The following is a 26,364-nucleotide window of genomic DNA, read 5'->3' as shown; positions in this document are numbered from 1 at the left end:
TGATGCTCCAGTTCGTGTCTCAGAGTTTGCGGAGGGACAGCCGCCGGACCTTGTGGTCCGGGCCCTTGCGGAGCACCAGCGTGGCACGGCCGCGGGTGGGCGCGACGTTCTGCTGAAGATTGGGCTGGTTGATCGTGCGCCACATCATCCGGGCGTAGTCCAGCGCCTCGTCCTCCGAGACCTGGGTGTACTTGCGGAAGTACGAGGACGGGTCCTGGAAGGCCGTCTCGCGCAGCTTGCGGAAGCGGCCCAGGTACCAGCGCTCGATGTCCTCGGCGCGGGCGTCGACGTACACGCTGAAGTCGAAGAAGTCCGCGAGACCGACGCGGGTCAGCCCGTCCTTGCCGGGCAGCGCGGGCTGGAGCACATTGAGCCCCTCCACGATCAGGATGTCCGGGCGGCGCACGGTCAGCCGCTCGCCCGGCACGATGTCGTAGATCAGGTGCGAGTAGACGGGCGCCGACACCTCCTCCTTGCCGGCCTTCACATCCGCCACGAACCGGGTCAGGGCCCTGCGGTCGTACGACTCGGGGAAGCCCTTGCGGGACATCAGACCGCGCCGGTCGAGCTCCGCGTTGGGGTACAGAAAGCCGTCGGTGGTGATCAGCTCGACGCGCGGGTGCTCGGGCCAGCGGGCCAGCAGCGCCTGGAGCAGCCGGGCGGTGGTGGACTTGCCGACCGCGACGCTGCCCGCGACGCCGATCACGAAGGGCGTGCCGGGCTGGGTGCCACTGCCCTTCTTGGCGTCGCCGAGGAACGTGTTGAGCGCGCCGCGCAGACTGCCGGTGGCGGCGACGTAGAGGTTCAGCAGCCGGGACAGCGGCAGATAGACGTCCCGTACCTCGTCGAGGTCGATGACGTCGCCGAGGCCCCGCAGCCGCTCCACCTCCTCGGCGCTGAGCGGCAGCGGGGTCTTGTCCCGCAGCGCGCTCCACTCGTCGCGGGACAGATCCACGTACGGGCTCGGCTCGGCTCGCCGAGGGGTGCGCGCGGGGTGCGCGTCCTGCGCGGGAGACGTGATCATCCTCTCATTGTCGGGGCTCGGCGCGGGCGCGTGGGGCGGGCGGGGCGTGGGGTCCATCACGCGCGGGGGACTCCGGTCGGCCGACCGGCGCGCCGCCCTTCGGTGTGGACGCCGGATGTGCGGCGGATGACCGGCAGGTGGCGGATTGCGCGTGGGCCGCGGTCCGGGCGTCCGGCCGCGGGCCGTACGCTGCACTGCATGTGCGGAATCGTTGGTTATGTGGGAGGGCAGTCCGCCCTCGATGTCGTCCTCGCCGGGCTGAAGCGGCTGGAATACCGCGGCTATGACTCGGCGGGCGTCGCCGTGCTCGCCGACGGTGGGCTGGCCGCCGCCAAGAAGGCCGGCAAGCTCGCCAACCTGGAGAAGGAGCTCGCCGACCGCCCGCTGCCCAGCGGTGGCACCGGCATCGGCCACACCCGCTGGGCCACCCACGGCGGCCCGACGGACGCCAACGCGCATCCGCACCTGGACAACGCGGGCCGGGTCTCCGTCGTCCACAACGGCATCATCGAGAACTTCGCCACCCTGCGCGCCGAGCTCACCGAGCGCGGCCACGAGCTGTCCTCCGAGACCGACACCGAGGTCGTGGCGCATCTGCTCGCCGAGTCCTTCTCGTCCTGCGGCGACCTCGCCGAGGCGATGCGGCAGGTGTGCCGGCAGTTGGAGGGCGCCTTCACCCTGGTCGCGGTGCACGCGGACGCGCCCGACGTGGTGGTCGGGGCGCGCCGCAACTCCCCGCTGGTCGTCGGCGTCGGCGAGGACGAGGCGTTCCTGGCCTCCGACGTGGCCGCCTTCATCGCCCACACCCGGGAGGCCATCGAGCTCGGCCAGGACCAGGTCGTCGAGGCGCGCCGGGACGGGGTGACGGTCACCGACTTCGACGGGGCGCCCGCGGACATCCGCACCTACCACGTCGACTGGGACGCCTCCGCCGCCGAGAAGGGCGGCTACGACTACTTCATGCTCAAGGAGATCGCCGAGCAGCCGAAGGCCGTCGCCGACACGCTGCTCGGGCGCATCGACGTGGCCGGGAACCTCACCCTGGACGAGGTCCGGATCCCGGCGTCGGTGCTGCGCGAGGTCGACAAGGTCGTCATCGTGGCCTGCGGCACCGCCTACCACGCCGGGATGATCGCGAAGTACGCCATCGAGCACTGGACCCGCATCCCCTGCGAGACCGAGCTGGCCAGCGAGTTCCGCTACCGCGACCCGATCCTGGACCGGCGGACGCTGGTGATCGCCATCTCGCAGTCCGGCGAGACCATGGACACCCTGATGGCGCTGCGGCACGCGCGCGAGCAGGGCGCGAAGGTGCTCGCCATCTGCAACACCAACGGCTCCACGATCCCGCGCGAGTCCGACGCCGTGCTCTACACCCACGCCGGGCCCGAGGTCGCGGTCGCCTCGACCAAGGCGTTCCTCACCCAGCTGGTGGCCTGCTACCTGGTGGCGCTGTATCTGGGGCAGGTGCGCGGCACCAAGTGGGGCGACGAGATCCAGTCCGTGATCCGCGAGCTGTCCGAGATGGGCACCCAGGTGGAGCAGGTGCTGGAGACCATGGAGCCGGTGCGGGAGCTGGCGCGGACGCTGGCGGACAAGAACACCGTGCTGTTCCTGGGCCGCCACGTCGGCTACCCGGTCGCCCTGGAGGGCGCGCTCAAGCTCAAGGAACTCGCCTACATGCACGCCGAGGGGTTCGCGGCGGGCGAGCTCAAGCACGGGCCGATCGCGCTGATCGAGGAGGACCTGCCGGTGGTGGTGGTCGTGCCCTCGCCGCGTGGCCGGTCGGTCCTCCACGACAAGATCGTCTCCAACATCCAGGAGATCCGGGCGCGCGGCGCCCGGACGATCGTCATCGCCGAGCGCGGTGACGAGGCGGTGGCCCCGTACGCCGACCACCTGATCGAGATCCCCGTCACCCCGACCCTGCTCCAGCCCCTGGTCGCGACCGTGCCGCTCCAGGTCTTCGCGTGCGAGCTGGCCACGGCGCGCGGCAACGAGGTCGACCAGCCGCGCAACCTGGCCAAGTCGGTGACTGTGGAGTGAGCGTCCGGTGATCATCGGGGTCGGCATCGACGTGGCCGAGATCGACCGTTTCGACGACGCGCTGCGGCGTACGCCGGGGATGGCGGACCGGCTGTTCGTCGAGCGCGAGCTGACCCTGCCGAGCGGCGAGCGGCGCGGGATCGCGTCGCTCGCGGCCCGGTTCGCCGCCAAGGAAGCCCTGGCCAAGGCGCTGGGCGCGCCGGGCGGGCTGCGCTGGACGGACGCGGAGGTGGAGACGGAGGCCAGCGGGCAGCCGCGGCTGTCGGTGCGCGGGACGGTGGCGGCGCGGGCGGCGGAGCTGGGGGTACGGGCGTGGCATGTGTCGCTCAGCCATGACGCGGGGGTTGCGTCTGCGGTGGTGATCGCGGAGGGGTGACCCGGCGGTTCGCCGGTTTTCGCGGTGCGGGTGTTCTGTGGTGCGCCTGGTGTGTGTGCGGGGTGCGGGGGTGGGGCCTCCGGGGCTGTCACCCTGGACCGCGCCGGTCCGGTGGGTGGTGCGCCTGATGTGCGTGCGGGGTGCGGGGGCGGGGCCTCCGGGGCTGTCACCCTGGACCGCATATTTACGGCGCCGGTGCCCGGAAGCGTGGTGTTACCCGGAACTTCGCGCCACAAATATGCGTAAGCGTCCAGGGCACCACCCCTGCACCCCCACCCCCTCCCGTCTCGTCGGCGGCCCCCCGCCGGTGGCCCTTACGACAGCGTGTCCGCCACTACGGACGCTGCTTCGGCGATCAGTCTGTCGTCGGGTTCGGCGTCCTTCTTGCCGCGGTGCGACAGGATCGCCATCACGATGGGGGCCCTGTCGGGGGGCCATACGACGGCGATGTCGTTGCGGGCGCCGTAGTAGCTGCCGGTTCCGGTCTTGTCGCCGACCACCCAGTCCTTGGGCACACCGGCCCTGATGAGGTTGTCGCCGGTCTTGTTGGTCCGCAGCCACTTGGTGAGCTGCGTGCGCTCGCCCTTGCCGAGGACGTCCCCGAGGACATAGGCGCGCAGGTCCTTCGCGAACGCCCGGGGAGTGGTGGTGTCCCGCGTCTCGCCCGGGACCCACCGGCTCAGGTATGGCTCGGGGCGATCCATCCGGGTGGCGTTGTCGCCCATCTTCTCGAGTATGGCGTCGAGGGCCTTGGGGCCGCCGAGTTCCTCGAAGATCAGGTTGGCGGCGGCGTTGTCGCTGTAGCGGATGGTGGCGTCGCACAGCTCGGCGAGGGTCATTCCGGTGTCGACGTGTTTTTCGGTGATGGGGGAGTTTGGGAGCAGGTCGCTTCTGGAGTACGTGATTTTCTTGTCCATCCCGCTGAGTGAGTGCTTTTGCAGGACGGCGCCGCAGGCCAGGGCCTTGAAGGTGGAGTTGTAGGCGAAGCGCTCGCCGTCGTTGTACGCCACCTCCCGGCCGCTTCCCGCGTCGATGGCATAGACGCCCAGGCGCGCGTCGAATTCGCGCTCAAGGTCCTTGAATTCGCTGGTGTGTGACTTGGTGGATGGGGGTGACGAGGGTGGGGGATCGTTCTGGGCGCAGGCCACGAGCGGGATGAGGGTGAGGGTGGCGAGCGCACCACGAAGGGTGCGCCGGATGTGCCGCATGGACCGGACCTCCTGTGGGGGATGTGGCGGTGAGGCCACTCTCGTCTCGTGGCGGCTATGCGATCCAATACGTTTGGGTGGCCTTTCATGCCGATGTGACATAGGGGTGGGCGCTGTGGATCTGGTGGGGGCGTGTCGCGCGTTCGTCAGCGTGAGCGAGCGCGGCAGTTTCACCGTCGGGGCGGCCGCCGCCCGGATGTCCCAGCCGGTGGCCAGCCGCCGTATCGCCGCCCTGGAGGCGCACTTCGGTGAGCAACTGTTCGAGCGCACCTCCCGGCGGGCCGTTCTGACGTCCTTCGGCCGGGACATGCTCCCCGCGGCCCGGCAGCTGGTTCTGGCGGCCGATGTGCTTCAGCACGAGGCGGAAGCCGCGAAGCGCAAGCCGTGGCGGCTCGCGGTGCCCGGGATCTGCTCCGCCGTGGATCTCGCCCGTCTGGTCGCCGACGCGCGGGGGCACGGCGTCACCCTCGAACTCCGCGTCGGCCCGCCGCCGCGGCGGCTGGAGCTCGTCCGCTCCCAACAGGTGCGCGCCGCCCTGCTCCCGGTCCCGCCGGACGAGGCCAGGTGGTCGGTGCCACTCGGGCTGGCGGGTGCTCAGGATCTCGGAGTGAAGCGCGTATACGTCGAGACGCTGCGGATGGGGCGGGCCGACCCCGGGCCGGCCCGCCGCATCTGGATCCAGCCGGAGGACGACGTCCCGCACCTCCGAGACCCCCTGACGCGCCTGCGCGACGCCGTCGGGCTGCGGCCCGTACAGCTCGCCGTCGCGACCGACCTGACGACCGCCGCGGCGGAAGTGCTCTGCTCACGCGATCTGTTGCTGTGCTCGCCCGCACAGGCCCGGGAACTCTCCCTGAGCTGGCGCCCGCTCGGCGATATCACGGTCACCCGCGGGTACGCCCTCACCGCCACCGACGATCCGCAGCAGATCCAGGCGCGCCTGGGCGATGTGATCGCGCGCTGTCTGGGGGCGGTCGCATGACGGAGGCGCTGCTTCGCGAGATGCGCGGGCGTCTGCACGACGGCGGCCTGCGCGGCCATCTCCTCGTCCGGGATCTGCGCACCGGGGAGGAGCTGGGTATCGAGCCGGATGTCCAACTGCCGTCCGCTTCCCTGGTCAAGGTCCCGCTCGCGCTGGCGACGGCGGAGCGCATCCGGCGCGGCGAGCTCGACGGGGCGACGATGCTGGACGTGGCACCCGGGCGGATCACCACGCCAGGCCCCACCGGGCTGAGCCGGTTCCGCCACCCCGCCCGGATCGCGATCGACGACCTGCTCTATCTGAGCACCTGCGTGAGCGACAACTCCGCCGCGGACGCGCTGTTCGACCTCACCCCGCCCGCGCAGGTCGCTGGCCTCCTCCACGAGTTCGGCCTGCACGGCATCACCGTCCGGCACACCATGCGGGAACTGGCCGACACCCCCGTCGAACGCTTCGACACCACCCAGGCGCATCTCGCGCACGCCCTCGCCATCGACGCCGGCACCAGCGGCCGTGGCCACCGGGTGCCGCAGCTCGACACCACCCGCGCCAACACGGGCAGCGCCCGCGCCTGTGTCGAACTGCTCCAGGCCCTGTGGACACCGTCGGCCATCCCCTCGGAAGTGGCCACGCGCGTGCGCGGCCTGATGTCCCAGAACCTGATCCGGCACCGCCTCGCCCCGGACTTCGGCTCCGACGCCACCACCTGGTCCTCCAAGACCGGCACCCTGCTCAACCTCCGCCACGAGATCGGCGTCGTCGAGCACTCCGACGGCCAGGCCTTCGCCATCGCCGTCCTCACCGAATCCCTCGTTCCCGCGAGTACGCAGCCCGGTGCCGACGCTCTGATGGCGTGGGTCGCCCGCACACTGCGTGATCACCTTCGGCAGCTCTGAGCGTGCCGGTGAACGCCGACAGAGGACCTCGCCCATGACCGGAATGGCCACCCGCAGCCTCTACGTCGCCCGGCACGGCGAGGCCTCACCGGATGAGAGTAAGCCTCGCGTCTGCCTTGCGGAGGGAGTGCCCCGTCATACCCGTGGAGGACATGCCCGGCCGCGTGTAGTGCGTTCTCAGTAGTCGGGAATGTCGGCGGGCGCACGACGACGGGACGGGCCGGGTCCGGGGAGTCTGGGGGTACCCCGAGATCAGATGTGGAGACCTCCGTCCGTGGCTACTTTTCTGTACCGACTGGGCCGTCTGGCCTTCCGGCGGCGCTGGCGCTTCGCCTTGTTGTGGGTGGCGGTGCTGGCCGCTGTCGGCTTCGGCGCTGTCCAGGCTCCCGCTGCCCCCGATGAGGGGTCCTCCATGCCGGGTATCGAGTCCCAGAAGGCATTCGACCTGATGGAGCAGCGTTTCCCCGGGGCCAAGGCCGACGGGGCGAGCGCCCGGATCGTCTTTGTCGCTCCGGACGGGCAGAAGATCACCGCGGCCGGGAACCGGGCGGCCGTCGAGAAGGCCGTGGGTGAGGCGGCCGACGGGACTCAGGTCGCCAGCGCGGTGGGCCCGTTCCAGGCGAAGGCGGTGAGCAAGGACGCCTCGACGGCGTATGCGACCGTCACCTACAAGGTGAAGGCCGACGACCTCACCGACGCCAGCAAGAAGACGCTTGAGGACGCCATAGGTCAGGCCCGGGATGCGGGCCTGACCGTCGAGGTCGGCGGAAGCGCGCTGGCGACCCAGCCCTCGGCGGGCGGGGCGGCCGAGGGGATCGGCATCGCCATCGCAGCCGTCGTGCTGCTGGTGACCTTCGGCTCGCTGGCCGCGGCAGGGCTTCCGCTGCTGACCGCGATTGTCGGCGTCGGCATCAGCATGGCCTCGATCCTGGCCCTGGGCAGTGCGCTGGGCCTGTCCATGACGACCGGCACTCTGGCCACGATGCTCGGCCTCGCGTGCGGCATCGACTACGCCGTGTTCGTCGTCTCCCGCTACCGCGAGGAGCGGGCCAAGGGGCACGCACCCCAGGAGGCGGCGGGGCTGGCCGCCGGTACCGCCGGGTCGGCGGTCGTCTTCGCCGGGCTCACCGTCGTCATCGCGCTGGCCGGGCTCTCGGTGGTCGGCATCCCGATGCTGACCAAGATGGGCCTGGCCGCCGCGGGCGCGGTCGGCGTCGCCGTGGTCATCGCGCTGACCCTGGTCCCGGCCCTGCTCGGCTTCTGGCCGAACGCCGTACTCTCGCGCTCCGCCCGCAAGCGCGGGCGGGCCGAGGTGGCCGGTCAGAACAACGGCGGCAGCCGCTGGGCCCGGTTCGTGCTGCGCCGCCCCGTCCCCGTGCTCCTCGCCTCGGTCGCGGGCCTGGGGGCGCTCGCGGTACCGGTGATGGATCTGCAACTGGGTATGCCCGGAGACGAGGTCAAGCCCACCTCGACCACGGAGCGCCGCGCCTACGACGCGCTCGCCCACGGCTTCGGTGCCGGCTTCAACGGGCCCCTGAGCATCGTCGTGGACGCCAAGGGCGCCGAGAACCCGAAGGCCGCGGTGAAGACGATCGAGCAGAAGATCGGCGCCACCGAGGGGGTTGTCTCCGTCTCGCCGGCGCGGTTCAACCCCGCGGGTGACACCGCGGTGTTCTCCGCCGTCCCGGCCACCGGACCGAGCGACAAGAAGACCAAGGACATCGTCCACACCATCCGCGACGAACGCCCCGCGACCGAGTCGGCCACCGGAGCGAGCTTCGAGGTGACCGGCACCACCGCGGTGAACATCGACGTCGCCCAGAAAGTCCAGGACGCGCTGATCCCCTACCTCATCGTCGTGGTGGGCCTGGCCATCCTGCTCTTGCTGGTGGTCTTCCGGTCCGTGCTCGTACCGATCAAGGCGGCCTTCGGCTTCCTGCTGTCGGTGCTGGCGGCTCTCGGCTCGGTCGTCGCGGTCTTCCAGTGGGGCTGGGGCGCCGACCTCCTCGGTGTCGAGCAGACCGGCCCGATCATGAGCCTGATGCCGATCTTCCTGGTGGGCATCGTCTTCGGTCTCGCCATGGACTACGAGGTCTTCCTGGTCTCCCGCATGCGGGAGGCGTACGTCCACGGGGACCGGCCCGGCCAGGCGGTCGTCTCCGGGTTCCGGTACAGCGCCCGCGTCGTGGTGGCCGCCGCACTGATCATGATGGCCGTGTTCTCCGGGTTCGTCGGCGCCGGTGAATCCATGATCAAGATGATCGGGTTCGGTCTGGCCACGGCCGTCCTGTTCGACGCGTTCGTCGTCCGCATGGCACTCGTGCCCGCCGTCCTCGCCCTGCTCGGCAAGGCGGCGTGGTGGATGCCGCGTTGGCTGGACAGGCTCCTGCCCCGCGTCGATGTGGAAGGCGAGGCTCTCAGCCGCCGGTCCTCCACCGCCCCGGCCCCGGTGGACACGACCGAGCTGGAATCGGCTCACGTCTGACAGCCGTAGCGCCCGAGGGCCGCCCGTGCGGGACACGGGCGGCCCTCGTCGGCGGTTCGCACACGGCGCGCCCCCCATGGACCCAGATCGCTCTGACCGGAGTACCCGATGAACACCAGCTGGCAGCGGTACGCGAAGAACCATCCCCGCGTCGTCGACACGATGGCCATCCTGCTGCTGTTCGCCGCCTCCCTCTCCGGAACCATGTTGAGCAGCGTGGAACCCTTCACCCAGCGGATCGACTGGTGGCCCGGCGCGCTCCTGGCGGGCGTCGCCTGCACAGCCCTGTGGTGGCATCGCAGCCACCCCCGCACCGTTGTCGCGATCACCGCGGTCTGTGCCAACGCCGGCAGCGCGCTGGGCTACCTGCTGACCGCCCTGCTGCTGGCACCGACCATGGCCGCGCTGTACTGGCTCGCCATTCACACCGACCGGAAGACCGCACGCACCTACTGCTTCGCCGTCATCGCACTGCTGGTGCCCACGACACTGATCGTCGCCCCCTACCACCACTCGTTGATCCTCAGGACGATCAACCCCGCCTTCTCGCTGCTGGTGCCGGTCGCCTGGGGTACGGCGGTCCGGCTCCGGCGCGCCTATATGGAGGCCGTGCACGCCCGCGCCGAATACGCCGAGCGCACCCGCGAGGAGGAGGCGCGGCACCGGGTCGCCGAGGAGCGCATGCGCATCGCCCGTGAGCTGCACGACGTGGTCGCCCACCACTTGGCCCTGGCCAACGCCCAGGCCGGCACCGCCGGCCACCTCGCGCGGACCGACCCCGACCAGGCGCAGAAGATCCTCACCGACCTCGCCGGTACGACGTCCTCGGCGCTGCGCGAGCTCAAGGCCACCGTCGGCCTGCTGCGTCAACCGGACGACCCCGAGACGCCCCTGGAACCGTCCCCCGGACTCGGTCGGCTCTCCGAACTGACCACCGCGTTCGCGTCCGCCGGACTCAAGGTCACCGTCACCACCGAGGGCGAGGCGAGACAACTCTCACCGGGTGTGGACCTGACAGCGTTCCGGATCGTGCAGGAGGCGCTCACCAACGTCACCAAACACGCCGCCGCGGGCACCGCGCGCGTGAGGCTCGCGTACTCCCGTGACCTGCTGACCATCACGGTCAGCGACGACGGAGAAACCGCGGCCCCCACCGTGCCGGTCCCGGGCGGCGGCTTCGGCCTCATCGGGATGCGCGAGCGCGCCCAGTCCGTCGGTGGCCGCCTGCAAACAGGTCACCGCCCCGAAGGCGGCTTCGCCGTCACCACTGAACTGCCGATTCGCCCCTAGACAGCCTGGACAGCCCGGACAGCCTGGACGGACAGAACCCGGAAGTGACCGAAACAGATGACCATCCGCGTCGTGCTCGCCGACGATCAGGCCCTCCTGCGGGCGACCTTCCGGATCCTGATCGACTCCTGCTCCGACATGGGCGTGGTCGCCGAAGCCGCCGACGGCACGGAAGCGATCGAGCTCACCCGCGCCCATCACCCCGACGTCGTCCTCATGGACATCCGCATGCCCGGCACCGACGGCCTGGCCGCCACCACCGCCGTCTGCTCCGATCCGGACCTGTCCGCCACCCGCGTCCTCATCCTCACCACCTTCGAGACCGAGGAGTACGTCGCCCGGGCACTCCGCGCAGGCGCGAGCGGCTTCCTCGGCAAGGACGTCACCGCCGACGCACTCCTCACCGCCATCCGCACCGTGGCGTCCGGCGATGCCCTCCTCTCCCCCCTGGCCACCCGAGCCCTCATCACCCGCTTCCTCGCCACCCCCGCACCCGGCAGCCACCTGGCGCCCCCCGAACGCCTGGCCGTCCTCACCGCCCGTGAGCGAGAAGTGATGGCACTGGCCGCAGAAGGCATGTCCAACCACGAGATCGCTGAAAGACTCGTTGTCAGCCCACTGACCGTACGCAGCCATATCCATCGCGCCATGACGAAACTGCGCGCGCGTGACCGCGCCCAACTGGTTGTCGTCGCCTACCAGTCCGGCCTCGTCACGCCGTGACGTCGCGCCAGGTGCCGGGGAGGGCCGTAGCGCTCGGCGGAGGGCGCATGCGGAGGCGAGGCGGCTCCGCTCGCCCCTTCCGGACCTAGAACAGCTTCACGTGCGTGCAGCCATGCCGGGCCGCGGATCGCTCCGCGAACTCCCGCAACGCTTCGCGGGCGTACCCACGCTGCGGCTTGGCGTCGTGGTCGCCGTCGCGGTAGTCGACCACGAAGACCGCCTGTCGCGGTGAGCCGGGGCAAACCGCCTCGGCCCGGAAGAGGAAGTCCGTCCGCAGCGGCTTGGTCACCGCCGAGTCGAGCTCCCTGCCGGTCTGCGTCTTCATACGTTGGTCGTCCGCGAAGGTGCCGTAGTAGGAGGACAGGCGGAACAGGGCCTGGCCCTTGTCGTCGATCAGCATGCAATCTTCCACGGGCGCGCGACCTGCGGCCGTCTCGCGGGCACGCGTGATCACCGAGCCCGGCTTGATGCCCGCGCACGTGCCGCCCGCCTCGGCGAGTGGTGGCGCCTCCCGGTACTTCGGCCTCCCGGAGTCGAGCGGCCCCACCCGCTGTACGCGGCCGCCGAAGCGGGCGTCGCAGCCGTACTCGCGGGCGGCGGCCTGCGCGGTCCGCGTCGCGAACCGGGCCAGTCGTACCCGCTGTGCCGCCTCCTCGTACGGCCGCGAACCCCAGCTGTGCACGAACAGCGTCAGGCTGTCCCCGGCGCGCGGACCGTCCGTGTTCCGGCAGTCGAGGACAACGGTGGCCGCGGCGCCATCGCCCGCGAGGTTCACCATGCCCGGCCATCCCGCGCCGATCGGTACCGCGACCGTTGTGGTGAAGGAGCCGGGGTCCCGCCCGGACTCGATGTGCGGGCCCCATGCCTGGGACCGCCATTCCATCCGGACCACGGCACGCTGATTGAACCCGCCCGGCCCGTCGAGCCAGCAGATGACCGGCGGGCCGGACCCGTCCCGGTACTTCTCTCCGTCCGTTCTGCCGACCGCTCTGTGCTTGGTACTGCCGCTGACGTCGTCGGTGCCGAGCAGCGCGCGCACCTCGTCGACGGCCACCGTGCCGTCGCACTCGTCGGCCACGGACTTCTCGTCCCTCCAGCGGTCGTAGCCGCCGCTGAAGTAGAACCACCCCGCCGCGGCGGCGAGTAGCGCCACCGCAATGCCGCCGTATCGTTTGGCCCGTCGCCGCATCGGCGTTCCCCGTTTCACCCCGGCACCCCGCTCACCTGTCGTGATCGCGCCAAGGACGCTAGCAGCTCGCGGTAGAACCCTCTGACGTCTGCCGGCGTCTGCCCCCTCAAAGGATGAACAACGAAGGACCTCGCCCATGACTGAGACGGCTGCCCGCCACCTCTACCTCGCCCGGCACGGCGAGGCATCACCAGACGAGAGCGAGCTGACGGACAACGGCCGCCGGCAAGCCGTACTACTCGGCGAACGCCTCCGGAGCAGCCCGCTCTCCGCCATCCACCACGGCCCGCTGCCACGAGCGGAGCAGACTGCCCGGCTGATCCACGACCAGCTCGACGGCGTTTCACTACAACCCTCGGAACTGGCGGGGGACTACATCCCCCACCTGCCGAAGAGAGAAGAGCTGCCGCCTGATTCGGCCGACGCCATGCTCGACCGCCTCACTCAGTTCCCGGCCGAAGAACGCGAATTCGGACCCCGGCTGGCACAGGAGGCCCTCACCCAGTTCACCGGAGCTGTCAAAGGTGACAAGCCTCGCCATGAACTTGTCGTCACCCACAACTTCCTCATCGGCTGGCTTGTCCGGGCCGCCCTCGACGCTCCGAATTGGCGCTGGATGGGTCTCAACCACGCCAATGCCGCCCTGACGGTCATCCGCTACGCGCCCGATCGGCCCGCCTCCGTGCTCTTCTACAACGACATGGGGCACCTTCCCCCGCATCTCCGCTGGACCGGTTTCCCGTCCGACCTTCACGTGTGACGGCAGTAGCCTTTCGGCAAAGGCGGGCGAACGAGGGGGAATCAGTGCGAGTCACATACGACGCTGAGGCGAACATGGGGTACATCTACCTGGTGGACGAGGTCGGCCCAGGCGAAGCCACCCGGCAGGAACTCACCGAGGACGAATCCGCGGTGCTCGATTTCGACGCGCAGGGACGGCTTCTTGGCATCGAACTTTTCGACGCCAAGGCCAGGTTGCACCCCGATCTCATGGCCATCGCCGAGAAAAGCGGGTGAGCCGCGTCCGTTGAAGCGTCGCGCTTGGCGGTCATGAGATTCCTCCGGCGTGCTTGGGCACGGGGCACTCGTCTTCGTTGTAGTCAGACAGTCGCCTGCCCCTGCTCTCTGCTACTCGCAGCGTGTCGCGCAGTGCCTCACACAGCCGCTGCGCGAGGAAGCGGAGCTCTGTGGTGCTTGCCTTGCGGTCGTCCAGCAGCGCGTGGGCGTGGCCGAGGAGTTCCGTCCCCATGGACAGTTGCAGTGCCTCGATCTGGTCCGCTCGTCGGTTCAGGAGACTGTCGCCGTTGTCCGAGGACAGATAGCAGGGCCTGCCGTCCGGATCGGACCAGGGCAGCAGGCGCAGGCCGGTCATCGCGTCCATCCGGCGGCCTCCCCGACATGGTGCGGACCGGGCGTACGGGCGGCGCAAACCGCTCTCACTCGTTCGAGGGCACGGGCCATAGGGTGGTTCATGTTCATCAGCTCCCATCAGCTGGTGGGCCACGCCCCCGGACGTCCGCAACGTCGCGGGGGTCTTGCGCACTGCCCACCAGTGCAGCGCCTCGACGGGAGCCGTGAGCCGTTCGCGACCGGACGTTGGGGCGGACGTTTTCTCCTGACGGCGCATCGATCGCATCGCTACGCTGAGTGTTCGGTCGCGCACGTGGGGAGAAAGTCAATGGCGGACAGCGGCGTCAGCAGACTTGCAGGGTTGCGCAAGGCGGCGGGGTATACCCAGGTGGCCTTCGTTTCGGACTTCGTCCGCGAGGCGGCCCGACTGGTCATCGACGCCTCGTTGAGCGTCCGCCAACTCCGGCGATGGGAGAGCGAGTCGCCTCCACCGTTACCGCATCCGGGCCAGCAGGCCGTTCTGGAAGCGATGTTCGGGCTTCCGCTTGCGGAGATGGGGTTCGATGTTCCTTCGCATCGGCATTCGACCGTCGAGAGGATCGGCGACGATGGAGAGGTGAAGCGTCGAGCATTCGTCACTGGATCAGGCGCGGCCGTGGCGGCAACGATCCTCCCGAACCAGCGCGGCCCCCGTATCGGTGCCGGCGAAGTGGCGGCGTTCCGCGCCCGGCTGGTCGAGCTCTATACCGTGGATCATCGCTCGGGAGGCATTCCCGCGAAGGCGGGAGCGCGGCGACTTGAGCAGCACATCACGCGGGCCCTGAGTCATAGCGTCTACACGAGTGGGGTTGGCCGGGATCTTCAGGCCATGCTTTCTGAGCTGCACAGTAATCAGGCCTGGTACGGCTATGACAGCGGGCCGATTGGGCAAGCACGCGCCGTCGCCATGGAGGCCTTGACCGCCGCCCAACTCATTGGTGACGGCCTCTTGCAGCTTTCGGCATTGGAAACACTCGTGCTGATCGACATCAAGGCGGACCGGTTGTGGGAAGCCGCGTCAGCGGTCGAGTTCGCGTATGGCTTGGCCGCCAGGAGTGGGGCGGGACCAACCGTGCATCTCGTGATCGCCCTGCGCGAGGCCAACGTCGCTACGAATGCGGGGGATACGGCCGCCGCCCGGCGGGCGCTCAGTCGTGCACTTTCGTACCAGAGTCGTGCTGATATGGACACGGATGTGCCGGACTGGGCGCGGTTCGCCAGCCCCATTGAGATCGACTACGCCACAGCGGATATGTACATGAGCGTTGGCGACCCACGACGTGCCGTGCCATTTTTGCGTGCCGCCGTCGATGGTTTGGCAGGCGGCTATGCCCGCAACACAGCCTGGTACCGGTCCAAGCTGGCCAGCACGCTCCTCGACGCCGGTGAGGTCGAGGAGGCGTGCGCCGAGATGGGAACTGTGCTGGACGCCTACGGAGAGATCGACTCCGACCGCCTCACCCGGCGCATTGACGCTTTCCAGAGGACAGCCACGGCTATTGACACCGCAGTGGCGCGTGACACTTCCGCTCGCATCCGTGAGGCCACACGAGGAGGCTGTACATGACCGTGTCGGAGACGATCGCTGTCGAGCGCATGGACGGCTCGGCTGCCGCGCAGACCGAGGCGGAGTTCAGGCTCGTTTACGCGGAGGTCTTCGCGGAGGAGCCGTACGAGGAGACTCCCGAATCGGTCCACGAGAACTTCCGGCGGTTCCGTTCCCAGGTCCGCAAGGCGACCTTCCGGGGAGCCCTCGCCCGCACCACAGGCGGCGAGCCCGTCGGCATCGCCTACGGCTACCCGCTCAGCCCGAGCACCGGCTGGTGGGACCGGCTCACGACGCCGGTCAGCCAAGAGCTGCGCCGCGAGGACGGGCGGCGGACGTTCGGGCTGATGGAACTCGCTGTGCGCGCCCCGTGGCGCCGCCAGCATGTGGCCCTCCGACTGCATCAGGCAGTCCTGGCCGACACCACCGCAGAACGCGTGCTGCTCAACGCACGGCCGGACGTCGAGGCCGCGCAGGCCGCGTACCAATCGTGGGGATACCGCAAGGTGGGCGAGGCCCACCCATGGGACGGCGCCGACCTGCATGACGTGATGATGCTCGACCTGCGCCGAGAGGGCGGCTAGCCGCCGACGAGACGGGAGGGGGTGGGGGTGCAGGGGTGGTGCCCTGGACGCTTACGCATATTTGTGGCGCCAAGTTCCGGGCAAGACCACGCTTCCGGGCACCGGCGCCGTAAATATGCGGTCCAGGGTGACAGCCCCGGAGGCCCTACCCCCGGCACCACTCACGAACAGCAGGCGCACCCCCCACGAACCCGCACCCAACCAACGTGCTCAGCCCAGCAGCACGTCCCGCCAGACCTCGGGCAGCGCCGTCGCCACGTCGTACGCCGCGATCGGCGCGCCGGAGGGCGTCGTGGCGTGGCGGGCGGCCAGGCCGTGGAGGTAGGCGCCGGCGGAGGCGGCGTCGTGGGCGGGCAGGCCGGTGGCGAGGAGGGAGCCGGTCAGGCCGGAGAGGACGTCGCCGCTGCCCGCCGTGGCGAGCCAGCCGGTGCCGGTGGGGTTGACGCGTACGGGGCCCGAGCCCGGGCCGGAACAGACGAGCGTCGTCGAGCCCTTGAGGAGGACGGTCGCGCCGTAGTGCTCGGCGAGGGCGCGTACAAAGGCGAGGCGGCTGCGCTCGACCTCCTCGCGCGCCACGCCAAGCAGCGCCGCGGCCTCCCCGGCGTGCGGGGTGAGGATCGTGGCCGCGCCGCGTGAGCGCAGGTCGCCGGAGGGGAGCAGGCGCAGCCCGTCCGCGTCGACGAGGAGCGGGACGTCGGAGGCGAGGACGTCGTCGAGGGACTGGCGGGCGGCCGGGTCGTCGCCGAGGCCGGGGCCGACCACCCACGCCTGGACGCGGCCGGCCTTGTGCGGCGGGCCGGAGTGGACGAGGGTCTCGGGGAAGCGGGCGATGACCGCGTCGGCCGCCGGGCCCACGTACCGGACCGCGCCCGCCCCGCCGCGCAGCGCGCCCGCGACGGCCAGGACCGCGGCGCCCGGGTAGCGGGCCGAGCCCGCCACGACGCCGACGACGCCGCGCCGGTACTTGTCGCTCTCCGCGCTGGGGCGGGGCAGGAGGGCCGCGACGTCGTGGTGCTGGAGGGCCTCGGCGTCGGGGGTGGCGGGCAGATGGGGGGCCAGACCGATGTCGATCAGCCGCAGCGCGCCCGCGTGTTCATGGGCGGGGTCGATGAGCAGGCCGGGCTTGTAGGTGCCGAAGGTGACGGTCGCGTCGGCGCGCACGGCGGGGCCGCGCACCTCGCCGGTGTCGGCGTCGACGCCGCTGGGCAGGTCGACGGCGACCATGGTGCCGCGCACGGCCCGGATCAGGCGCTCGGCGTCGGGCCGCAGGCCGCCCTTGCCGCCGATGCCGACGATCCCGTCGAGGACCAGGTCGGCCTGGGCCAGGACCGCTTCGGCGGAGACGGAGGCGGAATCAGAAGAGGCGGGGAGCGCGCGCCCGCCCGCGGCGCGCAGCGCCCGCAGCCCGCCCGCGTGGGCGCGGTCGGGGGCCAGCAGTACGGCCGTCACTCCCGCCCCGCGCCGGGCGAGGCGGGCCCCGGCGTAGAGCGCGTCGCCGCCGTTGTCGCCGCTGCCCACCAGGAGGGCCACCCGGGCCCCGTACACGCGGCCCAGCAGCCCCGCGCAGGCGGCCGCCAGGCCCGCGGCCGCGCGCTGCATGAGCGCTCCTCGGGGCAGCCGCGCCATCAGGTCCCGCTCCGCGGCCCGTACGGTCTCGACGCTGTAGGCAATCCTCATGGCGACCAGTTTCCCGGACCTTTGCCGCACTCGCCGGGCGCCTGTGCGGACGGCTCGTGCGGAAGCACGCGCTCCGCGCGCGGGGCGGGCCTGAGAGACTGACGCTGATGAACGAGACACCGATGCGCGCCCGTGCCGTGGTCGACCTGGCCGCCCTGCGGGCCAATGTGCGCGCGCTGCGCGCCGCGGCCCCCGGGGCCGAGCTGATGGCCGTGGTCAAGTCGGACGCCTACGGCCACGGCGCCGTGCCCTGCGCGCGCGCCGCCCGCGAGGCGGGCGCGAGCTGGCTGGGCACGGCCACGCCCGAGGAGGCGCTGGCGCTGCGCGCCGCGGGTGACACGGGCCGGGTGCTGTGCTGGCTGTGGACGCCGGGCGGCCCGTGGCGGGAGGCGATCGAGGCGGACGTCGACGTGTCGCTGAGCGGGCTGTGGGCGCTGTGGGAGGCCGTCGCCGCGGCCCGGGAGTGCGGCCGTACGGCGCGCGTGCAGCTGAAGGCGGACACCGGGCTGGGCCGCAACGGCTGCCCGCCCGAGGAGTGGCCGGAACTCATCGCCGCCGCGCGGGCCGCCGAGGCGGAGGGCACGGTGAAGGTGACCGGTCTGTGGTCGCACTTCGCGTGCGCGGACGAGCCGGGACACCCGTCGATCGCCGCGCAGCTGGAGGTGTTCCGGGCGCTGCTGGCGCAGGCGGAGGAGGCGGGGCTGCGCCCGGAGGTGCGGCACATGGCCAACTCGCCGGCGACGCTGACGCTGCCCGAGTCGCACTTCGACCTCGTACGGACCGGGATCGCGGTCTACGGGATCTCGCCGAGCCCGGAGGTCGGCCACCCCGGGGACTTCGGGCTGCGCCCGGTGATGACGCTGGTGGCCTCGCTCGCCTCGGTCAAGCGGGTGCCGGGCGGACACGGCGTGTCGTACGGGCACCGCTATGTCACCCCCGGCCCGACCACGCTCGCGCTGGTGCCGGTGGGCTACGCGGACGGGATTCCGCGGCATGCCTCCGGGACGGGTCCGGTGCTGGTGGCGGGCAAGTGGCGGACGGTGGCCGGCACGGTGGCCATGGACCAGTTCGTGGTGGATCTCGGCGGTGACAGCGCGGCGCCGGGGGACGAGGTGGTGCTGTTCGGGCCCGGTGACCGGGGCGAGCCGACCGCGGAGGACTGGGCGCGGGCGGTCGGCACGATCGCGTACGAGATCGTCACGAGGATCGGGGCACGCGTGCCGCGCGTTTATGTGGGTCACGCTGCGGGCACTGGGAACTGACCATGGAAGGCGACAGCACAGCGGAGACGGCGGCACGGGTGGCGGCGGGGGCAACGGCCGTGGGGTGGCGGCGCGGCGCGGGTTTCGCGGGCGTCGCCATCGGTGTCGTCGCGGCGGGCGCGGCCATGGGCGTCGGGCTCGAGCGGCTGACGGTGGGCCGTGGCGTACGGCGCAAGGCGCGGCTGGAGCTGGACGCGGCGGGCCCGTTCGGCACGCTGCGCGGTACCCCGGGCACGGCGGTCGCCGACGACGGCACCGAGCTGTACTACGAGGTCGAGGACATACCGGCGCAGACGCCGGCGCGCCGCAAGCGGCTGCTCGGGCGGCGCACCCCCGCCCCGATCACGGTGATTTTCAGCCATGGCTACTGTCTGGCCCAGGACTCCTGGCACTTCCAGCGCGCGGTGCTGCGCGGCGGGGTCCGCGCCGTCTACTGGGACCAGCGGTGCCACGGAAGGTCGGCGCGGGGCCGCGCCCAGATGGACGGCACGCAGGTCACCATCGACCAGCTCGGCCGCGATCTGAAGGCCGTGATCGACACGGCGGCGCCCGAGGGGCCGCTGGTGCTGGTGGGGCACTCGATGGGCGGCATGACGATGATGGCGCTGGCCGCGCAGTTCCCGGAGCTGGTGCGCGAGCGGGTGATCGGCGCGGCGTTCGTGGGCACGTCGTCGGGGCATCTCAGCGAGGTCAGCTTCGGACTGCCGGTGGTCGGGGTGAACGCGGTACGGCGGCTGCTGCCGGGCCTGCTGAAGGCGCTGGGGTGGCAGGCGGAGCTGGTCGAGCGAGGGCGGCGGGCCACGGCCGATCTGTTCGCGGGCGTGATCAAGCGCTATTCGTTCGGGTCGAAGGACGTGGACCCGGGGGTCGCGCGGTTCGCGGAGCGGCTGATCGAGGCGACGCCGATCGATGTGGTCGCGGAGTTCTACCCGGCCTTCGTGGAGCACGACAAGGCGGAGGCGCTGCCGGTCTTCGACGGGCTGCCGGTGCTGGTGCTGGCGGGCGACAAGGACCTCATCACCCCGATGGAGCACAGCGAGGCCATCGCGGAGGCGCTGCCCGGCGCGGGCCTGGTGATCGTCGAGGAGGGCGGGCACCTGGTGATGCTGGAACACCCCGAAGAGGTGAACGGACATCTGATCGACCTGCTGGCGCAGGCGGCCGGTACGGACACCTCGCGGGCCGCGTCCGGCGGGAGCGGACGGCGGCGTACGGCGCGCGGGTAGCGGCTCCCGGGCCCGGCCCGGGTCGGGGCCCGAGCCGTAACATCGGCCGGTATGGAGACCCCGCACGCCACCGGCCCGTACGCCACCCTGCGCATCACCGTCACCTCGCCCGAGCAGATGCGGGAGCTGGGGCGCAGGCTTGCCAAGCTGCTGCGCCCCGGTGACCTGGTGCTGCTCACCGGGGAGCTGGGCGCGGGCAAGACGACGCTGACCCGCGGCCTGGGGGAGGGGCTCGGGGTGCGCGGCGCGGTCACCTCGCCGACGTTCGTGATCGCGCGCGTCCACCCGTCGCTGGGCGACGGCCCGCCGCTGGTGCATGTGGACGCCTACCGGCTGGGCGGGGGCCTGGACGAGATGGAGGACCTGGACCTCGATGTGTCGCTGCCGGAGTCGGTGGTGGCCGTGGAGTGGGGCGAGGGGAAGGTCGAGGGGCTCTCGGAGGACCGGCTGCACGTCGTCATCGAGCGGACGGCGGGGGACGAGGCCACCGCGCCGGAGGACGTCCGGGGCGTGGTGGTGACCGGGGTCGGGCCGCGCTGGGCGGGTGAGGATCTGGCGTCGCTGGCGGGCTGAGGTTCCGGCCGCGGCGCCGACAAGGTTCCGGCCGCGGCGCCGACAAGGTTCCGACAAGCCGTCGGCAAAATGTTGCGCGAGGGGCATCCCCCGTGGTCACATGGGAAGAGAGGCTAAGTTAGGCGTGCCTAAGTTGGCCGTTTGCCCCAGGACCCTTAGGAGGCATCCATGCCGTCCCGAGAGCCCGCTGCCGAGGCGGGCCGGCGCGATGACCGGTCCCCGTCGATGAGGGAACTGCTGGCCGCCTGCGCGGCGGCGAGCGCGGTGTCCACGCCGCCGGAGTGCCCGTCACCCGGCCCGGCGCCCGCCGCGGCGGGCGAGCCGGAAGAGGCCGGCGCGTGCGAGGGGGAGGACGAACCGCGCCGCGACGCGGCGTAGCGGGCGTGGCGCGGCGCGCGCCGAAGGTCAGGCGAGGACGACGACCTTCGTGCCGGCCTGCGCGAACTGCCACATCGCCGTGGCGTCCGCGCGGCTCTCCCGGATGCCGCCGGTCTTCTTCGTCGCGTTCGGGTCGGGGAGCGAGCCGTCGACCGCCGCGCTGAAGCCGTACACGACCCCCGCTTCCGTGTTGAAGACGACGACGTGTTCGACCTGTACCCCGTCCGAGCCGATCGTGCTCGCCACGCGCGAGGTGACCTCGTACGTCCCGGGGGCCGGGCTCGCCGTGCTGGGGGAGACCACGAAGGTGTGGGTCGCCTTCTCGTCGGCGTCCACCAGCCAGACCCGCCGTTCCCCCAGCGCGTAGACCACGCGGAGCCCGGAGCCGGATTTGGCCGGCAGCGCGGTGGACTTCTTCTTGTCGCCCTTGTCCTTGGTCTTGGCCTTGTCCTCGGAGCCGCCCGCCTTGGAGTCGCGCACGGAGTGGGAGGGGCGGTCGGGAGCGGTCGCCGACGCCTGATAGGCGAGGAAGCCCACGCCGCCGAGCGCGGCGGCGGTGAGCGCGGCCACGACGGTCCCGGTGCTGCTCCTTGGCACGGCTTGCCACCCTCTCCTCGGCTCCGGATTCCTCCCGTCGCCGCGGGCCGGACCGCGGGCGGACAGAGGACAAGCCGACCGTAGCACCGGAGCGCGGTCCCCATGTGCGCCACAACCTCCCCCAGGCTTCGCCCGGGAGGTGCCCCCTCCCGCGCGCACCCCGTCCCCCTCCGGCGCGCGCTCGCGGTGCGCGCCCCGCGGCGGAGCGGCCCCCGCCGCGGGCGCCGTAGGCTGTCCTCGTGCTGTTGCTCGCGCTTGACACCGCCACCCCCGCCGTCACCGTCGCCCTGCACGACGGCACCGCCGTCCTCGCCGAGTCGCGTCAGACCGACGCGCGGCGCCACGGCGAGCTGCTGCTGCCCGCCGTCGACCGGGTGCTGGCCGAGGCGGGGACCGTGCTCGGCGAGGTGACCGATCTGGTCGTCGGCGTGGGGCCTGGCCCGTATACCGGGCTGCGGGTCGGCCTGGTGACCGCGGCCACCTTCGGGGCGGCCCTCGGCATCCCCGTGCACGGGCTGTGCACGCTCGACGGGATCGCGTACGCCGCCGGGCAGGCCGGTCTGGAAGGGCCCTTCGTCGTGGCCACGGACGCGCGGCGCAAAGAGGTCTACTGGGCGCGGTACGACGACGCCCGCACCCGGGTGACCGAGCCGGCCGTCGACCTGCCGGCGGACCTCGGCGAGCGGGTGGCCGGGCTGCCGGCCGTCGGCGCGGGCGCCCTGCTCTACCCGGCCGCCTTCGCGGACGTACCGGCCGGGATGCCCGAGCACCAGTCGGCCGGCGCGCTGGCGGCGCTGGCCGCCGAGAAGCTGGCGCGCGGCGAGGAACTGCTGCCCGACCGGCCGCTGTATCTGCGCCGCCCCGACGCCCAGGTGCCCGCCAACTACAAGGTGGTCACGCCCCGGTGACCCCCGCGACACCGCAGGCCCCGGTGGTGCGCGAGATGCGCTGGTGGGACATCGAGAGCGTGCTGCGGCTCGAAGTGGACCTCTTCCCGGACGACGCCTGGTCGCCCGGCATGTTCTGGTCCGAGCTCGCCCATGCCCGCGGCCCGGCCGCGACCCGCCACTACGTGGTCGCGGAGGCGGGCGGCCGGCTGGTGGGTTACGCGGGGCTCGCCGCCGTCGACCGCACGGCCGATGTGCAGACCATCGCCGCCGCCCGCGACCACTGGGGCACCGGGCTCGGCGCCCGGCTGCTGACCAACCTCATCACGGCCGCCACCGCCTTCGAGTGCCATGAGGTACTGCTGGAGGTGCGCGTCGACAATCTGCGGGCGCAGCGCCTCTACGAGCGCTTCGGCTTCGCGCCCCTCGGCATCCGCAAGGGCTACTACCAGCCGGGGAACGTGGACGCGCTGGTGATGCGCTTGGCGGACCCGGCCTCCCCCACGCCCGCCGCGCAGTGCCCCGTGCAAGGACAAGGCTCCGTACAAGGCTCCGCACAAGGAACGAAGACCCATGGCTGACGAACCGCTCGTACTCGGCATCGAGACCTCCTGCGACGAGACCGGCGTCGGCATCGTCCGCGGCCACACCCTCCTCGCCGACGCCGTCGCCTCCAGCGTCGACGAGCACGCCCGCTTCGGCGGCGTGGTCCCCGAGGTGGCCAGCCGGGCGCATCTGGAGGCGATGGTCCCCACCATCCAGCGCGCCCTGAAGGAGGCCGGGGTCGCCCCGTCCGACCTGGACGGCGTCGCGGTCACCGCCGGGCCCGGGCTCGCGGGGGCGCTGCTGGTCGGCGTCTCGGCCGCCAAGGCGTACGCGTACGCGCTCGGCAAGCCGCTCTACGGCGTCAACCACCTGGCCTCGCACATCTGCGTGGACCAACTGGAGCACGGCCCGCTGCCCGAGCCGACGATGGCCCTGCTGGTGAGCGGCGGCCACTCCTCGCTGCTGCTCGCGCCCGACATCACCTCGGACGTCCGCCCGCTCGGCTCGACGATCGACGACGCGGCGGGCGAGGCGTTCGACAAGATCGCCCGGGTGCTGCACCTCGGCTTCCCGGGCGGCCCGGTCATCGACCGCATGGCGCGCGAGGGCGACCCGGACGCGATCGCCTTCCCGCGCGGGCTGACCGGCCCGCGCGACGCCCCGTACGACTTCTCCTTCTCCGGCCTCAAGACCGCCGTGGCCCGCTGGATCGAGGCCAGGCGGGCGGCGGGCGAGGACGTGCCGGTGGCCGATGTCTCGGCCTCCTTCCAGGAGGCGGTCGTGGACGTGCTGACCCGCAAGGCCGTGCGGGCCTGCCGGGACGAGGGCGTCGACCACCTGATGATCGGCGGCGGGGTGGCCGCCAACTCCCGGCTGCGCGCCATGGCGGAGCGCCGCTGCGAGGACGCGGGCATCACGCTGCGCGTGCCCCGGCCCAAGCTGTGCACGGACAACGGCGCGATGGTCGCGGCGCTGGGCGCGGAGATGGTGGCGCGCGGGCGGGCCGCGTCGGCCTGGGACCTGTCGGCGGACTCCTCGCTGCCGGTGACCGACCCGCATGTCCCGGCCCCCGCGGGCCACGACCACGACCATGTGCACGACCACGACCATGTGCACGAGCTGAGCCGGAAGAACCTCTACGCATGACCGTCGCCCTGATGTGGGAGGCGCGGGCCGTGGAGGGCGGCGGCGAGCGGCTGCTGGCCTGGGCCCGCGGTCAGCGGCTCGACCCCGCGCCGCTGCGCCGCGAGACCCTCCGCGCCCCCGCGGACCGCGTCCTGGTCATCACCTGGTGGGACGCCCCGTACGACGCCGAGCTGCCCGAACTCCCCGAGCCGGGGGAGGACTTGGTGCGCCGGGCCGTGCACCGCTGGCGGTTCGAGTCCGTCGAGTCCGCCGCGCCCGAGGTGTGAGCCGGATGCCGGGCCCCAGCCTCCCGCCGCCACCCGACCCCGCCTCGGACATATGGCCGCCGCCCGACCACGCCGACCTCCTCGCCGAGCGGGAGGAGGCGCTGCGCGAGCTGGTGCCCTGGTATCTGGGGCGGCGGCGGGCGCTGCTGTTCTGGCTGGCGGCCGGGCTCATCTCGGTGGGGTGGGTGGCGGCCTGGGCGGGGAGCCGCTACGTGGGCATGGGCGATGTGGTCAGCGTCGTGCTCGGCGTCTTCTTCCTGGCCGTGGCGGTGGGGTTCGTGGTGCCCACGACGCTGGCCATGACCTCCGGCGTCCGGGACGACCTGGAGGCGCGCGAGCGGCTCCGCGCCTGGGCCGGGGCGGGGCGGGACCGGGACTCCCTGGCCCGGTGGCACTCCCCGGGCCGGGCTCTCTTCTGGCTGCTGCCGTCTCTGCTGCTGTGCTGCTTCGGGTCGGCCTCGGCGGCCAGGGCGGCCGCCGTGGACGGTTCCGTCCGGGCCCTGGGGTGCGCGGTCGTCCTCGCGGGGACGGGAGCGCTGGGCATGGCCAAGGCGGTCGGCTACTACCGCCTGGTCACCCGCGAACTCACCCCCGCGCCCGAGGCGGACCCGGAGGGCGACCGGCCGGACGACATGTTCTGAGCGTCCGGCCTCGGCGAGGGTGTTGGTGTCGCTGTCGGTTCGGGGAGGGTCAGGCCGCGGGGTCCGGCTCGTCGTGGCCGTCCGTGCCCTGCGGTCCGGGCTGCTCCTCCCACGACCTCTGCAACACCTGGAACCTGTGCAGCAGTTCCAGATAGCGGGGGTCGGCGTCCGCCCCCTGCGCCTTCGTCGCCTCCTCGACGGCGTTCAGCATCTGCCTGATCCGCACCGCGTCCATGCTCACATCGCGCTGGAGCTTCTTGTAGGCGGTGGCCGCGGGCCCCTTCCCGTCCTTGTCGACGGACTCGACCAGGAGGTTCAGACGCTTGATCTTCGTCTCGACGTAGCTCTGCGTCTCCTCCAGGTCTTTGATCAGGCTTGTCAGATCCTGATCCGATACGGACAGTTTTTCTTTGCCCATGCCCCCTGCCACCCTCTCATCCGCCCATTAGCGGGATGATCGTGCCATGGCCGGGGGTCTGCCCGAAGGGCTACCTCGGCAATTGGACGCCCTCCGGCGCCTCGATGCCGAACTCGGCGGCGAGTACGGCCAGCACCTCGGCCTCATCGGCCAGTTCGCGCTGGGCGCGGGTGCCGTCGCGGTCCGTCTCGGTCAGGGTGTGCCCGCTCAGTGCCAGATGCCGGTCGGCGGTGGTGCGCTGGACGTGGAGGGTGCGCCGGAAGGGCGAGCGCGGGTGGGTCGCCACATACCAGTTGAAGATCTCGTAGTCGGGGCGCTCGCAGGGTTCGAGGGTGAAGGCGTACTGGTCCTCCCACGCCCCGTCCGCCCCGTCGAGGAATGCCTGGAGCACCCACAGGTCCTCATGGCCGGGGTGCGGCTCGCGGACGAAGCGGTGGCGGCGGATCCCGTCGTGGAACTCGGTGTCCGCGGCCAGCGGCACCGCCTCCAGCAGACCGCCGATGCTGCCGAAGCCGACATCGGCCACGTACGGTTCGCGCTCGCCCGGGACCTCGACGAGCAGCAGCATGTGCGTACGGGGGCGGAGGGCGCCGCGGGCGCCGACGCGCACCCGGGCGGCCAGGCCGGTGACGGTGAAGCCGAGGGCCCTCAGGGCGGCGGCGAACAGCGTGTTCTGCTCGTAGCAGTAGCCGCCGCGCGGGGCGCGGACCAGCTTGGCCTCCAGGTCGGGGAGGGCGAGCGAGGGCGCCGAGCCGCGCAGGGGGTCGAGGTTCTCGAACGGTATGGACGTCACATGCGCGAAGGCCAGCGCGCGCAAGGACGCCGCGCTCGGGCCGCGTTCGCCGGGCCGGCCGATGCGGGCGAGGTAGGCGTCGAGGTCCAGCCGGGGCGTGCTCGGGGCCTCGGGCATGGTGGTGGTCTCGGTCATGGTGATCAACGTAACGACGCCCGGCCGGGCGCGCGTCGGGCCGAGGAGGCAGGGGACCTGGTCCGCTGGGCGTAGGGCTCG

28 protein-coding genes are annotated in these 26,364 nt (G+C 71.9%); 20 read left to right on the top strand and 8 right to left on the bottom strand.

Going from position 1 to position 26,364, the window contains the following annotated elements; translation table 11 throughout:
* Positions 1-19: 19 nt before the first annotated feature.
* A complete protein-coding gene (gene coaA, locus ACZ4WQ_RS41030; RefSeq protein ID WP_311726685.1) occupies positions 20-1,024 on the bottom strand; it encodes a type I pantothenate kinase in 1,005 nt (334 codons plus the stop codon).
* 198 nt (positions 1,025-1,222) lie between these two features.
* Here coaA and glmS point away from each other — a divergent pair, with 198 nt between their 5' ends.
* Both glmS and ACZ4WQ_RS41020 read left to right on the top strand, forming a co-directional pair.
* Positions 1,223-3,070 (top strand): glutamine--fructose-6-phosphate transaminase (isomerizing), encoded by a 1,848-nt coding sequence (glmS, locus tag ACZ4WQ_RS41025; protein ID WP_311726686.1) that lies wholly within the window; start codon positions 1,223-1,225, stop codon positions 3,068-3,070.
* Positions 3,071-3,077: 7 nt separating this feature from the next.
* Positions 3,078-3,446, top strand: coding sequence for a holo-ACP synthase (locus tag ACZ4WQ_RS41020; protein ID WP_358846571.1), 369 nt, complete (start codon positions 3,078-3,080; stop codon positions 3,444-3,446).
* A 314-nt stretch (positions 3,447-3,760) separates the two neighbouring features.
* On the opposite strand, the gene bla is transcribed toward ACZ4WQ_RS41020, so the two are convergent.
* Complete coding sequence (gene bla / locus ACZ4WQ_RS41015) at positions 3,761-4,654, bottom strand: class A beta-lactamase (protein WP_398377446.1); 894 nt, start codon at positions 4,652-4,654, stop codon at positions 3,761-3,763.
* Between the two features lie 115 nt (positions 4,655-4,769).
* Between bla and ACZ4WQ_RS41010 the strand changes: the two genes are divergently transcribed.
* From ACZ4WQ_RS41010 to ACZ4WQ_RS40990, 5 genes are all read left to right on the top strand, one after another.
* Positions 4,770-5,636: a LysR family transcriptional regulator gene (locus tag ACZ4WQ_RS41010; protein ID WP_385348050.1), complete on the top strand. Its 867-nt coding sequence runs from the start codon at positions 4,770-4,772 to the stop codon at positions 5,634-5,636.
* Positions 5,633-6,532 (top strand): serine hydrolase, encoded by a 900-nt coding sequence (locus ACZ4WQ_RS41005; RefSeq protein WP_398377448.1) that lies wholly within the window; start codon positions 5,633-5,635, stop codon positions 6,530-6,532. Before ACZ4WQ_RS41010 ends, ACZ4WQ_RS41005 begins: the two co-directional genes overlap by 4 nt.
* Before the next feature lie 274 nt (positions 6,533-6,806).
* Positions 6,807-9,017, top strand: a complete 2,211-nt coding sequence (locus tag ACZ4WQ_RS41000) for an MMPL family transporter (protein ID WP_398377449.1) — start codon at positions 6,807-6,809, stop codon at positions 9,015-9,017.
* A 108-nt stretch (positions 9,018-9,125) separates the two neighbouring features.
* Entirely contained in the window at positions 9,126-10,307 is a 1,182-nt protein-coding gene (locus tag ACZ4WQ_RS40995; protein ID WP_398377451.1) for a sensor histidine kinase, read from the top strand.
* A 57-nt stretch (positions 10,308-10,364) separates the two neighbouring features.
* On the top strand, positions 10,365-11,030 hold the full coding sequence (locus ACZ4WQ_RS40990) for a response regulator transcription factor (RefSeq protein WP_311726693.1): 666 nt from the start codon (positions 10,365-10,367) through the stop codon (positions 11,028-11,030).
* A gap of 85 nt (positions 11,031-11,115) precedes the next feature.
* Here ACZ4WQ_RS40990 and ACZ4WQ_RS40985 read toward each other — a convergent pair whose 3' ends face one another.
* A complete protein-coding gene (locus ACZ4WQ_RS40985) occupies positions 11,116-12,183 on the bottom strand; it encodes a hypothetical protein (RefSeq protein ID WP_398377453.1) in 1,068 nt (355 codons plus the stop codon).
* 172 nt (positions 12,184-12,355) lie between these two features.
* On the opposite strand from ACZ4WQ_RS40985, the gene ACZ4WQ_RS40980 reads away from it, so the two are divergent.
* The gene (locus ACZ4WQ_RS40980) at positions 12,356-12,979 is read left to right on the top strand and encodes a histidine phosphatase family protein (protein ID WP_398377455.1); all 624 of its coding nucleotides are present in this window, start codon (positions 12,356-12,358) and stop codon (positions 12,977-12,979) included.
* Positions 12,980-13,053: 74 nt separating this feature from the next.
* Entirely contained in the window at positions 13,054-13,236 is a 183-nt protein-coding gene (locus ACZ4WQ_RS40975; protein ID WP_398377457.1) for a DUF2283 domain-containing protein, read from the top strand.
* Between the two features lie 31 nt (positions 13,237-13,267).
* On the opposite strand, the gene ACZ4WQ_RS40970 is transcribed toward ACZ4WQ_RS40975, so the two are convergent.
* Positions 13,268-13,600 carry a hypothetical protein gene (locus tag ACZ4WQ_RS40970; protein ID WP_311726697.1) on the bottom strand — a complete coding sequence of 111 codons (333 nt, stop codon included), beginning with the start codon at positions 13,598-13,600 and terminating at the stop codon, positions 13,268-13,270.
* Between the two features lie 297 nt (positions 13,601-13,897).
* Here ACZ4WQ_RS40970 and ACZ4WQ_RS40965 point away from each other — a divergent pair, with 297 nt between their 5' ends.
* Together ACZ4WQ_RS40965 and ACZ4WQ_RS40960 are read left to right on the top strand one after the other, a co-directional pair.
* Positions 13,898-15,175 carry a hypothetical protein gene (locus ACZ4WQ_RS40965; protein WP_398377458.1) on the top strand — a complete coding sequence of 426 codons (1,278 nt, stop codon included), beginning with the start codon at positions 13,898-13,900 and terminating at the stop codon, positions 15,173-15,175.
* Complete coding sequence (locus tag ACZ4WQ_RS40960) at positions 15,172-15,738, top strand: GNAT family N-acetyltransferase (RefSeq protein ID WP_398377459.1); 567 nt, start codon at positions 15,172-15,174, stop codon at positions 15,736-15,738. The genes ACZ4WQ_RS40965 and ACZ4WQ_RS40960 overlap by 4 nt, the downstream gene beginning before the upstream one ends.
* A 210-nt stretch (positions 15,739-15,948) precedes the next feature.
* Here the strand turns inward: ACZ4WQ_RS40960 and ACZ4WQ_RS40955 are convergent, their stop codons facing one another.
* Positions 15,949-17,415, bottom strand: coding sequence for an NAD(P)H-hydrate dehydratase (locus ACZ4WQ_RS40955; protein ID WP_468022805.1), 1,467 nt, complete (start codon positions 17,413-17,415; stop codon positions 15,949-15,951).
* A gap of 107 nt (positions 17,416-17,522) precedes the next feature.
* Here ACZ4WQ_RS40955 and alr point away from each other — a divergent pair, with 107 nt between their 5' ends.
* From alr to ACZ4WQ_RS40935, 4 genes are all read left to right on the top strand, one after another.
* Positions 17,523-18,677, top strand: coding sequence for an alanine racemase (gene alr / locus ACZ4WQ_RS40950; protein WP_398377461.1), 1,155 nt, complete (start codon positions 17,523-17,525; stop codon positions 18,675-18,677).
* Between the two features lie 2 nt (positions 18,678-18,679).
* Positions 18,680-19,903 carry an alpha/beta fold hydrolase gene (locus tag ACZ4WQ_RS40945; protein WP_385348080.1) on the top strand — a complete coding sequence of 408 codons (1,224 nt, stop codon included), beginning with the start codon at positions 18,680-18,682 and terminating at the stop codon, positions 19,901-19,903.
* 51 nt (positions 19,904-19,954) lie between these two features.
* Complete coding sequence (tsaE, locus tag ACZ4WQ_RS40940) at positions 19,955-20,476, top strand: tRNA (adenosine(37)-N6)-threonylcarbamoyltransferase complex ATPase subunit type 1 TsaE (RefSeq protein ID WP_468022804.1); 522 nt, start codon at positions 19,955-19,957, stop codon at positions 20,474-20,476.
* Between the two features lie 168 nt (positions 20,477-20,644).
* Positions 20,645-20,854 (top strand): hypothetical protein, encoded by a 210-nt coding sequence (locus ACZ4WQ_RS40935; RefSeq protein WP_468022803.1) that lies wholly within the window; start codon positions 20,645-20,647, stop codon positions 20,852-20,854.
* A gap of 27 nt (positions 20,855-20,881) precedes the next feature.
* Here the strand turns inward: ACZ4WQ_RS40935 and ACZ4WQ_RS40930 are convergent, their stop codons facing one another.
* A complete protein-coding gene (locus ACZ4WQ_RS40930) occupies positions 20,882-21,451 on the bottom strand; it encodes a hypothetical protein (protein ID WP_361190168.1) in 570 nt (189 codons plus the stop codon).
* A gap of 239 nt (positions 21,452-21,690) precedes the next feature.
* Here ACZ4WQ_RS40930 and tsaB point away from each other — a divergent pair, with 239 nt between their 5' ends.
* The 5 genes from tsaB to ACZ4WQ_RS40905 are packed head-to-tail and all read left to right on the top strand — an operon-like array spanning position 21,691 to position 24,937.
* A complete protein-coding gene (gene tsaB / locus ACZ4WQ_RS40925) occupies positions 21,691-22,359 on the top strand; it encodes a tRNA (adenosine(37)-N6)-threonylcarbamoyltransferase complex dimerization subunit type 1 TsaB (RefSeq protein ID WP_468022802.1) in 669 nt (222 codons plus the stop codon).
* Between the two features lie 35 nt (positions 22,360-22,394).
* A complete protein-coding gene (gene rimI, locus ACZ4WQ_RS40920) occupies positions 22,395-22,919 on the top strand; it encodes a ribosomal protein S18-alanine N-acetyltransferase (RefSeq protein WP_358846612.1) in 525 nt (174 codons plus the stop codon).
* Positions 22,912-24,030, top strand: a complete 1,119-nt coding sequence (tsaD, locus tag ACZ4WQ_RS40915) for a tRNA (adenosine(37)-N6)-threonylcarbamoyltransferase complex transferase subunit TsaD (protein ID WP_311726707.1) — start codon at positions 22,912-22,914, stop codon at positions 24,028-24,030. The genes rimI and tsaD overlap by 8 nt, the downstream gene beginning before the upstream one ends.
* Positions 24,027-24,296, top strand: a complete 270-nt coding sequence (locus ACZ4WQ_RS40910) for a hypothetical protein (protein WP_311726708.1) — start codon at positions 24,027-24,029, stop codon at positions 24,294-24,296. Before tsaD ends, ACZ4WQ_RS40910 begins: the two co-directional genes overlap by 4 nt.
* A gap of 5 nt (positions 24,297-24,301) precedes the next feature.
* Entirely contained in the window at positions 24,302-24,937 is a 636-nt protein-coding gene (locus tag ACZ4WQ_RS40905; protein ID WP_398377462.1) for a hypothetical protein, read from the top strand.
* 49 nt (positions 24,938-24,986) lie between these two features.
* On the opposite strand, the gene ACZ4WQ_RS40900 is transcribed toward ACZ4WQ_RS40905, so the two are convergent.
* A complete protein-coding gene (locus ACZ4WQ_RS40900; protein ID WP_311726710.1) occupies positions 24,987-25,355 on the bottom strand; it encodes a hypothetical protein in 369 nt (122 codons plus the stop codon).
* Between the two features lie 70 nt (positions 25,356-25,425).
* On the bottom strand, positions 25,426-26,283 hold the full coding sequence (locus ACZ4WQ_RS40895) for an arylamine N-acetyltransferase (protein ID WP_398377464.1): 858 nt from the start codon (positions 26,281-26,283) through the stop codon (positions 25,426-25,428).
* Positions 26,284-26,364: the final 81 nt, after the last annotated feature.

This window comes from Streptomyces sp. NPDC028305, from assembly GCF_055569495.1.
Note: the sequence above shows the minus strand (reverse complement) of the source record. Positions and strands in the feature narration are given on the sequence as shown.

Coding starts and splice junctions, on each gene's coding strand:
- coaA (WP_311726685.1), bottom strand. CDS start 1,024: ATGATCACGTCTCCCGCGCAGGACGCGCACCCCGCGCGCACCCCTCGG.
- glmS (WP_311726686.1), top strand. CDS start 1,223: ATGTGCGGAATCGTTGGTTATGTGGGAGGGCAGTCCGCCCTCGATGTC.
- bla (WP_398377446.1), bottom strand. CDS start 4,654: ATGCGGCACATCCGGCGCACCCTTCGTGGTGCGCTCGCCACCCTCACC.
- ACZ4WQ_RS41005 (WP_398377448.1), top strand. CDS start 5,633: ATGACGGAGGCGCTGCTTCGCGAGATGCGCGGGCGTCTGCACGACGGC.
- ACZ4WQ_RS40995 (WP_398377451.1), top strand. CDS start 9,126: ATGAACACCAGCTGGCAGCGGTACGCGAAGAACCATCCCCGCGTCGTC.
- ACZ4WQ_RS40990 (WP_311726693.1), top strand. CDS start 10,365: ATGACCATCCGCGTCGTGCTCGCCGACGATCAGGCCCTCCTGCGGGCG.
- ACZ4WQ_RS40980 (WP_398377455.1), top strand. CDS start 12,356: ATGACTGAGACGGCTGCCCGCCACCTCTACCTCGCCCGGCACGGCGAG.
- ACZ4WQ_RS40975 (WP_398377457.1), top strand. CDS start 13,054: ATGGGGTACATCTACCTGGTGGACGAGGTCGGCCCAGGCGAAGCCACC.
- ACZ4WQ_RS40970 (WP_311726697.1), bottom strand. CDS start 13,600: ATGGACGCGATGACCGGCCTGCGCCTGCTGCCCTGGTCCGATCCGGAC.
- ACZ4WQ_RS40965 (WP_398377458.1), top strand. CDS start 13,898: ATGGCGGACAGCGGCGTCAGCAGACTTGCAGGGTTGCGCAAGGCGGCG.
- ACZ4WQ_RS40960 (WP_398377459.1), top strand. CDS start 15,172: ATGACCGTGTCGGAGACGATCGCTGTCGAGCGCATGGACGGCTCGGCT.
- ACZ4WQ_RS40955 (WP_468022805.1), bottom strand. CDS start 17,415: ATGAGGATTGCCTACAGCGTCGAGACCGTACGGGCCGCGGAGCGGGAC.
- alr (WP_398377461.1), top strand. CDS start 17,523: ATGAACGAGACACCGATGCGCGCCCGTGCCGTGGTCGACCTGGCCGCC.
- ACZ4WQ_RS40945 (WP_385348080.1), top strand. CDS start 18,680: ATGGAAGGCGACAGCACAGCGGAGACGGCGGCACGGGTGGCGGCGGGG.
- tsaE (WP_468022804.1), top strand. CDS start 19,955: ATGGAGACCCCGCACGCCACCGGCCCGTACGCCACCCTGCGCATCACC.
- ACZ4WQ_RS40935 (WP_468022803.1), top strand. CDS start 20,645: ATGCCGTCCCGAGAGCCCGCTGCCGAGGCGGGCCGGCGCGATGACCGG.
- rimI (WP_358846612.1), top strand. CDS start 22,395: ATGCGCTGGTGGGACATCGAGAGCGTGCTGCGGCTCGAAGTGGACCTC.
- tsaD (WP_311726707.1), top strand. CDS start 22,912: ATGGCTGACGAACCGCTCGTACTCGGCATCGAGACCTCCTGCGACGAG.
- ACZ4WQ_RS40910 (WP_311726708.1), top strand. CDS start 24,027: ATGACCGTCGCCCTGATGTGGGAGGCGCGGGCCGTGGAGGGCGGCGGC.
- ACZ4WQ_RS40905 (WP_398377462.1), top strand. CDS start 24,302: ATGCCGGGCCCCAGCCTCCCGCCGCCACCCGACCCCGCCTCGGACATA.
- ACZ4WQ_RS40900 (WP_311726710.1), bottom strand. CDS start 25,355: ATGGGCAAAGAAAAACTGTCCGTATCGGATCAGGATCTGACAAGCCTG.
- ACZ4WQ_RS40895 (WP_398377464.1), bottom strand. CDS start 26,283: ATGACCGAGACCACCACCATGCCCGAGGCCCCGAGCACGCCCCGGCTG.